This is a genomic window from Tardiphaga sp. 813_E8_N1_3 (genome assembly GCF_051811025.1).
GTDB lineage: Bacteria > Pseudomonadota > Alphaproteobacteria > Rhizobiales > Xanthobacteraceae > Tardiphaga.
Map to the genome: position 1 here is coordinate 5,912,731 of NZ_JBPWQE010000001.1, position 12,106 is coordinate 5,924,836.

General features: G+C 59.2%; 16 protein-coding genes. 13 read left to right on the plus strand and 3 right to left on the minus strand.

Features of this window, described 5'->3' with window-relative positions; genetic code table 11:
- Positions 1–4 precede the first annotated feature (4 nt).
- Genes fliI through AB8A33_RS28020 form a run of 3 tightly spaced genes read right to left on the minus strand, consistent with a single transcriptional unit; the run spans position 5 to position 2,919 of the window.
- On the minus strand, positions 5–1,336 hold the full coding sequence (fliI, locus tag AB8A33_RS28010; protein ID WP_439095738.1) for a flagellar protein export ATPase FliI: 1,332 nt from the start codon (positions 1,334–1,336) through the stop codon (positions 5–7).
- A gap of 28 nt (positions 1,337–1,364) precedes the next feature.
- Positions 1,365–2,135, minus strand: coding sequence for a flagellar basal-body rod protein FlgF (gene flgF / locus AB8A33_RS28015; RefSeq protein WP_439095739.1), 771 nt, complete (start codon positions 2,133–2,135; stop codon positions 1,365–1,367).
- A 1-nt stretch (position 2,136) separates the two neighbouring features.
- Positions 2,137–2,919 (minus strand): DUF1217 domain-containing protein, encoded by a 783-nt coding sequence (locus AB8A33_RS28020; RefSeq protein WP_439095740.1) that lies wholly within the window; start codon positions 2,917–2,919, stop codon positions 2,137–2,139.
- Positions 2,920–3,073: 154 nt separating this feature from the next.
- On the opposite strand from AB8A33_RS28020, the gene motA reads away from it, so the two are divergent.
- From motA to AB8A33_RS28085, 13 genes are all read left to right on the plus strand, one after another.
- Entirely contained in the window at positions 3,074–3,979 is a 906-nt protein-coding gene (gene motA / locus AB8A33_RS28025) for a flagellar motor stator protein MotA (RefSeq protein WP_439095741.1), read from the plus strand.
- Entirely contained in the window at positions 3,979–4,914 is a 936-nt protein-coding gene (locus tag AB8A33_RS28030; protein WP_068729903.1) for a FliM/FliN family flagellar motor switch protein, read from the plus strand. Before motA ends, AB8A33_RS28030 begins: the two co-directional genes overlap by 1 nt.
- Positions 4,895–5,179: a hypothetical protein gene (locus AB8A33_RS28035; protein ID WP_093757678.1), complete on the plus strand. Its 285-nt coding sequence runs from the start codon at positions 4,895–4,897 to the stop codon at positions 5,177–5,179. Before AB8A33_RS28030 ends, AB8A33_RS28035 begins: the two co-directional genes overlap by 20 nt.
- A 33-nt stretch (positions 5,180–5,212) precedes the next feature.
- Positions 5,213–5,611: a flagellar motor switch protein FliN gene (fliN, locus tag AB8A33_RS28040; protein WP_175369216.1), complete on the plus strand. Its 399-nt coding sequence runs from the start codon at positions 5,213–5,215 to the stop codon at positions 5,609–5,611.
- Positions 5,612–5,623: 12 nt separating this feature from the next.
- The gene (locus AB8A33_RS28045; protein WP_093757676.1) at positions 5,624–6,661 is read left to right on the plus strand and encodes a flagellar motor switch protein FliG; all 1,038 of its coding nucleotides are present in this window, start codon (positions 5,624–5,626) and stop codon (positions 6,659–6,661) included.
- A gap of 12 nt (positions 6,662–6,673) precedes the next feature.
- Positions 6,674–7,750, plus strand: a complete 1,077-nt coding sequence (gene flhB / locus AB8A33_RS28050) for a flagellar biosynthesis protein FlhB (RefSeq protein WP_439095742.1) — start codon at positions 6,674–6,676, stop codon at positions 7,748–7,750.
- A gap of 93 nt (positions 7,751–7,843) precedes the next feature.
- On the plus strand, positions 7,844–8,221 hold the full coding sequence (flgB, locus tag AB8A33_RS28055) for a flagellar basal body rod protein FlgB (RefSeq protein WP_092141368.1): 378 nt from the start codon (positions 7,844–7,846) through the stop codon (positions 8,219–8,221).
- 11 nt (positions 8,222–8,232) lie between these two features.
- Positions 8,233–8,649 carry a flagellar basal body rod protein FlgC gene (gene flgC, locus AB8A33_RS28060; protein ID WP_089263697.1) on the plus strand — a complete coding sequence of 139 codons (417 nt, stop codon included), beginning with the start codon at positions 8,233–8,235 and terminating at the stop codon, positions 8,647–8,649.
- Between the two features lie 2 nt (positions 8,650–8,651).
- Positions 8,652–8,972: a flagellar hook-basal body complex protein FliE gene (locus AB8A33_RS28065; RefSeq protein WP_439095743.1), complete on the plus strand. Its 321-nt coding sequence runs from the start codon at positions 8,652–8,654 to the stop codon at positions 8,970–8,972.
- 9 nt (positions 8,973–8,981) lie between these two features.
- Complete coding sequence (gene flgG, locus AB8A33_RS28070; RefSeq protein ID WP_089263432.1) at positions 8,982–9,770, plus strand: flagellar basal-body rod protein FlgG; 789 nt, start codon at positions 8,982–8,984, stop codon at positions 9,768–9,770.
- 25 nt (positions 9,771–9,795) lie between these two features.
- Positions 9,796–10,272: a flagellar basal body P-ring formation chaperone FlgA gene (gene flgA / locus AB8A33_RS28075; RefSeq protein WP_439095744.1), complete on the plus strand. Its 477-nt coding sequence runs from the start codon at positions 9,796–9,798 to the stop codon at positions 10,270–10,272.
- Entirely contained in the window at positions 10,269–11,378 is a 1,110-nt protein-coding gene (flgI, locus tag AB8A33_RS28080) for a flagellar basal body P-ring protein FlgI (RefSeq protein WP_439095745.1), read from the plus strand. The genes flgA and flgI overlap by 4 nt, the downstream gene beginning before the upstream one ends.
- A 66-nt stretch (positions 11,379–11,444) precedes the next feature.
- Positions 11,445–12,101: a MotE family protein gene (locus AB8A33_RS28085; protein WP_439095746.1), complete on the plus strand. Its 657-nt coding sequence runs from the start codon at positions 11,445–11,447 to the stop codon at positions 12,099–12,101.
- Positions 12,102–12,106: the final 5 nt, after the last annotated feature.

Here is a 12,106-nt window from a genome sequence, read left to right on the forward strand (position 1 = left end):
GCAGTTACCCGATTGCGGTCTTGATCACGCTGAGCAATTCCTGGAATGGCTCGGCGCAGGACGGGTCGCTCGGGTGCTGCTGCAGCACGTCATAGATCTTGGGCACGAGCTGCACGGCCTGATCGAGTTCGCTGTCGCGGCCGGGCTGATAGCCCCCCATCAGGCGAAGGTCGCGGGTGTCTTCGAAACGCGCGATCATGGCACGCAGCTTGCGCACCAGATTGGCTTCCTCCGGGGACCACACATGCTGGCCGAGACGCGAGACCGATGACAGCACATTGACGGCGGGATAGCGGCCCTGATCGGCGACGTCACGGTCCAGCATGATGTGCCCGTCCAGTGTACCGCGCACCGTATCTGCCACGGGCTCGTTGTGGTCGTCGCCGTCGACGAGCACGGCAAAGACGCCGGTGATGCAGCCCTGGCCTTCTAGGCCCGGTCCTGAACGCTCCAGCAGTCGTGGGAGCTCGCTGAAAACGCTCGGCGCGTAGCCGCGTGCGATCGCCGGCTCGCCGGTGGCGAGTGCGACTTCGCGCGATGCATGGGCGAAGCGCGTCACCGAATCGACGATCAGCAGCACCGATTCGCCGCGATCACGGAAATATTCGGCGATGGTCATGGCCGTCTTCGGTGCCAGCCGCCGCATCATCGGGCTTTCGTCGCTGGTCGAGACAACCGTGATGGCGCGGGACTTGTGATGCACCAGCGCTTCCTCGAGAAATTCACGCACTTCGCGGCCGCGTTCGCCGACCAATGCAGTGACAACCGTGTCGAAGCCGGAGCCGCGTGCAAGCATCGAAAGAAGGGTAGTCTTGCCGACGCCGGAACCGGCGAAAACGCCGATGCGCTGGCCGATGCAGAGCGGTGTGAAGAGATCCACGACGCGAACGCCGGTGCGCAGCGGCTTGCTGACGCGCGAGCGGCTCATAGCCGGCGGGGGATTTGCATCCGTTTGCATCTCGCGCTCGCCGACCGGCATGTCGCCGGCGCCATCCAGTGGCTCACCGAGGGCGTTGATGACGCGGCCTTTCCAGGCCGGATGTGGGGACAGTGTCTTGGGAGGCATTCGGAAGGCGGGAACGCCGAGGCCGGCAGCAAAATGGGAATCGAACGGTTTGGCCGTCACGCCGTCAGTATCGATCCGCACGACCTCACCGAGATGAACCTGCTTGTCGATCTCCAGTCCGATCAATTCGCCGAGCCTGACATAGCGCGACAGGCCGGAGACGCGAAAAAGTGTCGGCGTCACCTCGGACACCATGCCGCCGACACGAACCGTGGGCACGTCTCGGCGCAGGGTTGCGATGGTCGATTCGAGTTTTTCAAGCGCGTTCATCGAGCTCTCCCGCCGGTCACATCAGGCATCAGGCTTTTGGATCGCCCAGCGTGCGAATGGCGCTCTGCATGGTGCTTTCGGAATTGTCGATCAATGAGCTGACGCTCTGGAAGGTGCGCTGTGCAGTCATCATCTGTGTGAGTTCTGTCAGAGGATCGACATTCGATCCTTCGACATAGCCCTGCTGAAAGCCGACTGTGACGAAATCGAGCGCGGTGGTCGCGGGCTTGCTGGGAATCACGCCCGAAGTTCCGAACCGCTCCAGCTTTGCGTCCGAGGCGATGTCAAAGAGGCCAAGCTGACCGACCTGGATCCGGCCCTGCGAAATGGTGCCGTCGCGTACGATCGTCAGCGGGCCGGCATCAGGATCGACGATGATCGGCGTGCCGCCTGAATCGAGGATTGGATAGCCGGTGAGGGTCTGAAGCTGCCCGTTGATATCGATCTGCATGCGGCCGTCGCGCGTATAGACAGTGCCGTTCGGCCCAGAAAATGCCATCCACGTTGTGTGGCCAGGATCGGGGCCGCCGGGGTAAGCGGCCATGCTGTTTCCGGTGACCGCGACGTCCAGCGTGTTGCCGGTCTGGGTGATAGCACCTTCCTTGCGCGAGATGAAATTCTCGCCCGGCGAGGAGAAAGCGACCGCCTGGGTCGCTGCGCGTGACATCGCAGTCTCGAATTTCACGGCGTCGGCACGAAACGCGGCTGTTTTCATATTGGCCATATTGTTCGCGATGGTTTCGAGCCGCTTCTCAAGCGAGACCTGGGCCGAGAGGCTGACATAGAGCGCTGATTGCATTTTATTGTCCGAGTTTCAGGTTCTGCAGGGCGGTCAGCACATCCGTGCTGAGGCCCATTTCGAGCGGCTGTGTGATGAGGGTGCTTGAAGCCGACTGCGCGGTGGACGTTCCGTTCTCCATCTCCCACATTACCGAAAAACGCTGCAGAAACTTCTGCAGCTTCTCGGGGGTCTGGAAATCCGTGATGTCGATTTTCGCGCTGAGCATATTCGCTTGTTTGTCGACATCCGCCATCGACGTCATCGATGAGACACCCTGCGCGATCTGGGCGACCTTGAGCAGCGCTGGATCTGCGAGAATCTGATAGATGCTGGTGATCTTGGGCGCCTTGCGCTCGAAGTAGAGTGCTAAACGAACGCCTTCGTTCTGCGATCCGGCGTCTTCCTCGAGTTGTTGCCGAACGTATTTCTCCACGGTGCCGACCTGCGCGGCGGTTGTGCTCGTTGCCTGGTCACCCAGCTTGGCGAAGTCGAATGCGGTGGCGAATTCGCGGTAGCGGGCGTCGGAAAGCTTGTTGGCGAAGGTGGTCGAGCTGGCAACGCCTTCTGTGAGAACCTTGCGCATGAACGCCTTGGCATAGGTCATGTCGCTCAGCCCGAAGGCCTTCATGGCATAGTTGAACAGCCGATAGTCGCCGATAAACTCGTCGATCGTTTTCACATTGCGGATGTGTGACAGGTAGTATTCCGTGTCCTTGGACACGTCCGGCTTCTCCATCGTCTGCTGCAACGATTTGACGATGTCCTTGGAGATCAGCTGGTAGCTTGCGATTGTCGAGACCATCGGCAGTGGGTTCCCAGTCTGCGGGCGCATGCGGCGAGACTGGCCTCAAACTCCCCGCACAAGCTTGCGCGGGGCTGGCCGCCGCAGGTCGATGTCAGCCTCGTGCAAGCATCGGTGCCTAAGTGAATCGTATCCTCAATTTGGAGCGGTGCGCTTGAGCATTCTCTTTGGTGTCATTATCACACTCGCCAGTCTGATCGGCGGCTTCACCGCGATGGGCGGGCATCTCAGCGTGATATGGCAGCCCTGGGAGTTCGTCATCATCATGGGGATGTCGCTGGGCACCTATGTCATTGCGAATCCCTGGAAAACCGTGGTCGACACCGGCCGCGCCACCGTGCAGGCGTTGACTGTCGCGGTGCCAAAGGAGCGTCACTACCTTGATCTATTGGGGCTTCTGCATTCGCTGATGCGCGAAGTGCGGAACAAGGGCCGCAACGAGGTGGAAGCTCACATCGACGATCCATCATCGTCAGAAATATTCACCGCCTTCCCGACCGTTCTCGCCAATGAGCCGCTTCTGCACTTCATCTGCGACTACTTCCGTTTGATTATCATGGGGAGTGCGCGACCGCATGAGATCGAAGCGCTGATGGACGAGGAAATCGAAACCATCATTCGCAGCAAGATGAAGCCATATGGCTCGTTGATGATGGTGGCCGAAGGCCTGCCGGCGCTCGGCATCGTCGCTGCGGTGCTCGGCGTCATCAAGGCGATGGGCGCTCTCGACCAATCCCCGAAATTGCTCGGTGGCTTCATCGGCGCGGCTCTGGTCGGCACATTCGCCGGCATCTTCTTGTCCTACGGTCTCGTCGCGCCGCTGGCCCACAAGATCAAGCTGGTGCGCGAGCAGCGCGCGCGGATGTATGTGATCGTCAAGCAGTCACTGCTCGCCTTCATGAACGGGGCCTTGCCGCAGATCGCGATCGAACATGGCCGCAAGATGATCGGCCCCGGTGAACGCCCGTCGATCGATGTCGTCGAAAGCGAAACCATCTCCGGCGGGCCTGCAAAAGCAGCGACTGCTGAACCCCAAGCGAAAGCGGGAGCGCGGGCCTGATGTCAGAAGTGAAGTCAGGACGCGTAGATCAAGGATCAGATCAACTTCTAGGGGCTGCCGGGATCTCCGTCGAACGCATGCCGATGCTGCATGTGATTTTCGACCAAATGACGAATCTTTGCGCCGAAAGCCTGCGATCCATGTCGCCGTCGCAGTCGTACTTTTCGCTCAGCAGTGTCGGTAGCGATCGTCTCTCCGATATCCTCGATCGCTACGAGGGTGAAGCCATTGCTGCGGTCTTCTATGCGCAAGCTTGGGACGCCCGTATCCTGATCGGGTTTGATCGCGATTTCGTCTACACCATGATCGAGCTCCTGTTCGGCGCTGATGGTGCGGAGCCGCCGCTGGATATGCCGCGGGTATTTTCGAATGTGGAGCTGCATGTTGCGCAGTCGCTGTTCGAGCGCTTTGGCAAGGCATTGCAGGCGTCATTCGACCGCGCTTCCGACGTGACGTTCAATCTGGAGCGCGTCGAGACGCGCATGGATTATCTCGCGATCGGCCGCCTTAACAATATGGCTGTATGCGCCAAAATTCTGTTGCAGGGTCTCGATCGCGGCGGCGAGATGTTCATCGTCATTCCGCACGCAGCGCTCAATCCGATCCGGCAGGCGCTGTCGCAGATCGTATCCGGTGAGTCGGCATCCACCGATCCGAACTGGAGCCGTCAGTTGCACAGCGAGATCAAGCGGACTGAAGTCGTTCTGAAGGCGGTTCTCGAAGAGCGACAGTTTACTCTCGGCGAGGTCGCGAAATTTCACGTCGGCCAGGTGCTCAAGCTCAACGCCACGCCGGACACGATGGTTCGCCTCGAATGCAATGATCAACGCCTGTTCTGGTGCCAGCTCGGCCAGATGAATGGTGTCTACTCGCTGCAGGTCAAGGAATCGGCCGACCAAAAACGGGAATTTATCGATGGTATCCTCGCTCGTTGACATCATCCTTTTCGCAGCCCTGCTCTTCACGAGCATCCGCGTCACCAAGATGCATCGTGAACTCGTCAAGTTGCGCGCGCATCAGGGCGAGTTCACCGCCGTGGTCGGCAAGACCAATGAGACCGTGGACGACATGGTGTTGATGGTCCGCGAATTCAGTTCGGACGGACGGCAAATGGTCCAGGCGCTCGGCGACAAGATCGACGAGGCGCGCAAGGCCATCGCGGAAATCGATACTCGCACTGCGGCGCAAAATCCGGCTTAGGCCAAGATCTGAGTTTTCAAGAAGGCAGGGGATATGAAGCAACCATTCGATATCGATCCAGTAAGCGCGGCAACTGCTACAGCTAGCGACCCGCTCAAGGCTGACGGCGCGTCGTTCGGCAAACTGGCAGATCTCGCGGCTCGCGCTGCCGAGGAAACCAGCCGGCTGACAAATCTTGAACCTATCCTGCGCATCCCGGTCACGGTGCAGGTGCTGCTCGGCTCAGCCACCATGCCGGTCGCGGATCTGATGAAGCTTGGCCGTGGCGCAGTGATCCCGCTCGATCACCGTGTGGGCGAGCCCGTCGAAGTCGTCGTCAACGGACGCATCGTTGCGCGCGGTGCGGTTGTGGTCGTGGAAGACGAAAATTCGCGTTTCGGTGTATCGCTGACGGAAATCGTCGGAGGAGCGGCCGGGGATCCGGACGCTTAAAGAGATTTTCCCATGGCATTCAATGCACCTGCTAAGCGCGCCGGCACCAGCATCAAACCGCTGGGTGGCACCGAAAAAGCGGCAGCCCTTTTGCTGGCCATGGGGCGTGAGCTCTCGGGCGGCCTGCTTCGAGAGTTCGATCCCGAAGAGATCAAGCTGGTCACGCGCGCTGCGGCTGAGCTCAAGCCCATCTCGGGGCCTGAGCTCGAGGCGATCATCGAGGAATTCGCTCAGAACTTCTCGGAAGGTCCGAATATCTTCGGCACTGTCGGTGAGCTGGAGAAGCTGCTGAACGGCGTGCTGCCGCCGGAACAGATTACTGACATCATTTCCGAAGTTCTGGGCAACAAGACCAAGTCAGTTTGGGAGCGAATCTCTCTCGTCTCGGAAAGCTTGCTCGCCAACTATCTCCTCAAGGAGCATCCGCAAACCGCTGCGCTCATTCTCTCGCGGGTGAAGCCGGCGTGTGCGGCCCGCGTGATGAGTCATCTTCCGCCGGATATCCGGCACGACCTGATGCGGCGTATGCTCAGCCTCAAGCCTGTTGTTGAGGATGCCATGGGCATTATCGAGAAAACGATGCATGAAGACTTCATGATCAACTTCGCTCGGAACCTGGCGTCCGACACCTATCCGCGCATGGCCGACATCATCAACAAGATGGAGCGGACGCAGATGGAGGAATCGCTGAAGAACCTCACCGAATCGCGACCGAAGTCGGCCGAAATTCTGAAGGGCATGCTGTTTACCTTCGACGACATCGTGAACCTGACGGCCAAGGCACGCATGCTGATCTTCGATCAGGTGCCGACCGACCGCGTGGTGATGGCGCTCAAGGGATCGGATACGACATTCCGCGAACTCATTCTGTCGTCGCTCGCCTCGCGCACCCGTCGTCTGGTGGATCACGAACTGGCAAACGGTATCCCTGCGAATCAGCGCGAGATCCTGGACGCGCGGCGCGCCATTACCGACCTTGCGCTCGATATGGCCGGACGCGGCGAAATCGAACTCAATCCCGATCAAGAAGATCAGCCGGTATTCACCTGAAGATAGAGCATTGTGTCTGACGAACCCGATAAGGACAGTAAAACCGAAGAGGCGACAGAGAAGAAGGTTCGTGATTCCGTTGAGAAAGGGCAGATCCCGGTCTCGCGCGAAGCGCCGATTTTCGCCTCTATGCTCGCACTATTGATTATTCAAAGCTTTCTGACCACCGACAACGTCAGAAAATTGACATTCACTTTAGCCCGATTGATCGACGATCCGTCGGGCATCCGCATCCGCAATGGAACGGATGCTATTGAGTTGCTCTCCGCGGTCGGTATGAGTGCGGCGGGACTGGTTATTCCGATTGTTATCGTCCTGATGCTGGCCGGGCTGGCGTCATCTTTCCTGCAGAACGCACCGCGAATTGTGTTCGATCGCATCCAGCCGGAAGCCTCGCGCATCTCGATAGCGAAAGGTTGGGGCAGAATCTTCGGTGCGCAGGGACGTGTGGAATTCGGAAAGTCGGTCTTCAAGTTCGTCGCTATCAGTCTGGTCGTGATGATCGTCCTGCGGGCTGAGGAGGCCGTGGCCGTGAATGCATTATTTAGCGATCCGGCGGCCGTTCCGGAACTGGTGCTGACTACCGCAATGCGGCTTGTCTCCGCCATCAGCATTGCGACCATTGTCCTGGTATCACTCGATCTCGTCTGGGCACGCTTCCATTGGCGTCGCGAGCTGCGCATGACGAAGCAGGAGATCAAGGACGAGTTCAAGCAGGCCGAAGGCGATCCGATCGTTAAATCGCGGTTGCGTTCGTTGGCGCGAGATCGCGCCCGCAAGTCGATGCTGGCAGCCGTTCCACGCGCCACGCTGGTGATCGCAAATCCCACGCATTACGCGATTGCGCTGAAGTACAAGCAGGGTGAAGACGCTGCGCCGACAGTGCTTGCAAAGGGGCAGGACCTGATCGCGCTGAAGATCAGGGAAATCGCCGAGAAGAATGGTGTCCCGGTGGTGGAAGACAAGATGCTGGCGCGCTCGATGTATGATGTCGCACACATCGACAAGATGATTCCGTCGGAGTTCTTTCGCCCCGTCGCAGAAATCATCTACTTCCTGCATTCGCGAAAGCAGAAGACGAACGCGTAAGCGCTCCGCGCATGTCGTGATGCGCATCTCCAGCCTCGGACAAGTTTCCATTTGTAAACCATTACGAAGGAATCATGTTTGCCTGGGGGATAAGTGGGACCCGTCTATCTCTTCGACGTTGCCTCATCGCATGAGCGATGGCTGTCGCTGCGGCAGTCCGCAATCTCGGCGAATGTCGCCAATGCGAACACGCCGGGCTATCGCGCGCAGGACATCGAGCCGTTCAACAAGATTATTGAATCGAAGGTCGTGCCCGTGACGGTGACGTCACCGGCGCACATCACGACCGGTTCTTCAGTTGAGGCCCAGGGCATGCGCAAGGAGAAGAGCTGGGAAACCGTGCACTCCGGCAACTCTGTCAGCCTTGAGCAGGAGATGCTGAAGGCCGGCGATATCAATCGCGACTACTCACTGAATACGGCGATCGTCAAATCGTTTCATCGCATGTTCATGACAAGCATGAAGACCTGAGGGAAGTGACGATGATTGATCCGTTGCAAGCATCTGTTCAGATCGCGAGTTCCGGCCTCGAGGCGCAGTCGACCCGCTTGCGTGTCGTGTCGGAGAACCTTGCTAACGCCAATTCGACCGGCCGCACGCCAGGCTCGGATCCGTATCGCCGCAAGACCACGACCTTCACAGCCGAGATGGACCGTGCCGCTGGTGTGCGCATGGTCAAGGTGAAGGATGTCGGAACCGATCAGGCACCGTTCCGCGTGGATTATGAGCCAGGCCATCCGGCCGCCGATCCAACCGGCTACGTAAAGCTGCCCAATGTGAACTCGTTGATTGAAATGGGCGACATGCGGGAAACCAACCGGTCCTTCGAGGCCAACCTACAGGTCATCAAACAGGTGAGATCCATGGTGTCGATGACCATCGATCTCTTGAGGAGCTAACCATGCTTGAAGCGGTATCCTCAGTCATCAGCAGTGCTGGCGAGCTCGCCAAAACCAGCGGAGTCATCAATTCTGCGACACCCGCGGTGCAGCCCGGTGCGGCGACCGTCGGTTTCAACAACGTCCTCGAACAGGTCGCAGCCGATGCCATCGGTTCGATCAAGGCCGGCGAAGCCGCGTCAATCCAGTCCATCCACGGCAAGCTCTCGGCACAGAAGGTGGTCGAGGCGGTCATGTCTGCCGAACGGTCATTGCAGATGGCTGTCGCCGTCCGCGACAAGGTCGTTCAGGCGTATCAAGAAGTCAGCCGAATGGCGATTTGAGGTTTAATCATGAGAGCTCTGGCCATTGCTGCCACCGGTATGGGCGCGCAGCAGCTTAATGTCGAAGTGATCGCGAATAATATCGCGAATATCAACACGACCTCGTACAAGCGATCCCGCGCGGAATTCACCGATCTGTTCTATCAGATCGACCGTGCGCAGGGCGTGCCCAACCGAAGCGGTGAGGGCGCGGTACCGGAAGGCGCCAAGCTCGGTCTCGGCGTGCGTTCGGCTGCCGTGCGCAAGCTGCATCTGCAGGGCGCAATGGCGCAGACTGGCAACACTTATGACATGGCCATCAACGGCCGCGGCTGGTTCCAGATTGCCGGCCCCAATGGCGAGACACTTTACACACGTGCCGGTGCATTCAACCTGAATGAAAACCGCCAGCTCGTGACGCCTGACGGTTATCTGGTGACGCCTGCGATCATCGTCCCGCAGAATGCTGTGGATGTCACTGTCAACGAGTCCGGTCAGGTCTTTGCGAAGGTCGACGGGACCGTTGCGCCTGTTCAGCTCGGGCAACTCTCGCTCGCGAACTTCTCCAATGAAGCCGGTCTGGATCCGCTTGGCGGAAATCTCTATCGCGAGACGGTCTCATCCGGCGTGCCCGTTGTTGGCTTCGCAGGTGATATTGGCTACGGCAAGCTGCATCAACACTATCTCGAGAGTTCGAACGTCGATCCGGTGAAGGAAATCACCGAGCTGATATCGGCGCAGCGCTCCTATGAAATGAATTCAAAAGTCATCCAGGCGGCTGACGAGATGGCATCGACCATCTCGAAGGGCATGCGGTAAATCCACGGAACGGGATCTAGGCCTGATGCGCGCAGTCACCATTGTCACCCGCTGGCTCGCGAGCTTCGTGCTCGCGGCCGGCATCGCAGGCGTCGCGAATGCGGCGGAAGAGGCCGTTCGCTATCCCGTGCCAGCCACCGCGATCTATCCCGGTGATGTCATCAGGGATGAAATGATCATGGATCGCAACTTTGCGCCCAATATTCAGGGTGCAAGCGCCTTTATCAACGACCGTGCATCGCTCGTTGGCCGCATCGCGCGTCGCACTCTGTTGGCAGGGCACCTGATTCCGATCAACGGGCTCGAGGATCTCAAGGCCGTCACCCGCGGCGCTGTGGTGAAGGTGCTCGTCGAGGATGACGGGCTCATTATCGTCACCTATGCAACGTCCCTGCAGTCGGGCAGCGCCGGCATGATGGTGCAGCTTCGCAACCTCGATACCGGCGTCACGATCCGGGGCATCGTCCAGCAGGATGGATCAGTGCGGATTCAAAACGGATGATGCTGCGTCTCTTTTGCGGTCTCCTGCTTTCGCTTTCGCTTTCGGTTTCGACGGCAGATGCCGCTGTGCGCGTGAAGGACATCGCCAATCTCAAGGGCGTACGCGAGAATCAGATTCTCGGTTATGGCCTTGTGATCGGCCTCAAGGGCACCGGTGATACGTTGCGCAACGCGCCGTTTACGGAACAGTCGTTGCAATCGATGCTCGACAATATGGGCATCAATATCCGTGGCACCTCATTGCGTACGCGTAACGTTGCCGCCGTCGTTGTGACGGCCGATCTGCCGCCGTTCGTCGCGGGTGGTTCGCGAATCGACGTCGCGATCTCGTCGCTGGGCGACGCATCGTCGCTGCTTGGCGGAACGCTGGTGATGACACAATTGCGCGGCGCCGATGGTGAAACCTATGCCGTTGCGCAAGGCGCTATCGCCGTAGGCGGCTACAACATCGAAGGCGCCGCACAAACGCTCAGCCAAGGTGTGGCCACAGCCGGCCGCATCCCAAATGGCGCGCTGATCGAACGTGAAGTCAAGGGTCGCTTCAGCGAGATGGAATCGCTTATTCTTGAGCTAAAGAACCCGGATTTCGTCACCGCAACGCGCATCATGGATGCGATCAACGCGCATGGCAGTGGCCGTTACCAAAAGGCCGTAGCCTTCGAACGCGATTATCGTACTATCGTACTGTCCCGACCGCGTGGCACCTCGCCGGTGCGCTTTATCGCCGAAATCGAGGAACTGCTGGTCGAGCCGGATACACCGGCGCGGGTCGTAGTTGATGAACGCACGGGAACAGTGGTCATCGGCCGGAACGTACAGATTTCGACAGTGGCGGTTACCCATGGCAATCTGTCCGTGAGAATTACCGAGGCACCGATCGTGTCGCAGCCGTCGCCGTTTGCCCGTCGTGGCGAGACCGTGGTGGTGCCGCAGACCTTCATCGAAGCCAATGAGCCCGGCGCCAAGATCGCAATTCTGCGCGGCGCCGACTTGCAGCGCCTGGTGCGTGGTCTCAACCAGATCGGGCTGAAGCCGCAGGGGATCATCGCAATCTTGCAGGCGATTAAGGCGGCCGGTGCGCTTCAGGCGGAACTCGTCATCCAGTAAGGCGCGGGTCAGCGTCACGCAAGCCAAAGCGTGCAACGCTTGCTCAGCTGAATCACGAGAACACGAATGGCGCGCGTCGCAAATCGATCGATCAAGTTCCTGATGCTGGTCGGTATGATGCTGTCCACACAGGCATCGGCCGAACCCGAGCAGAAGCTCTCAAAGCCGCTGAACCTTGGTGAATTTGCAAAGACGCCGCAAGTTGCGCGCCCCCGTCCGGCTGCAAACAAGCAGGAACCGGTGGTGCGTCCGCCTGCCGATTCGGCGCTGATCACCGGCGCAATCGACAAGAAGGACAGCACAGCCGCGAACTCCCAGGAATCCGACGTCGCGCGCTTTTGCAGCAACATCGCAGACCAGGCGCTCGATGCCCGCGTGGCGTGGCAGCAGAAAGAATTAGAAGCGACGGAATCCAAACTGAAGCTACGCATTGCCGAACTTGAGGCCAAGCGTGCCGAATATGAGGAATGGCTGAAGTTGCGCGAGGAGTTCCTCAAGAAGGCGGAAGACAGCGTCGTCGAGATCTATTCGCGCATGAACCCCGAGGCTGCGGCGCAGCAGATTGCCAGCATGGCTGATGACACGGCAGCTGCTGTTCTCGCCAAGCTGCGCGTTCGCGTGGCCAGCGCGATCCTCAATGAAATGGAACCGGCACGTGGCGCACATCTCGCCGACACGCTCGCCGGGATGCGTCGCACCGACGACGGGAAAGCCAAGAAATGATGTGG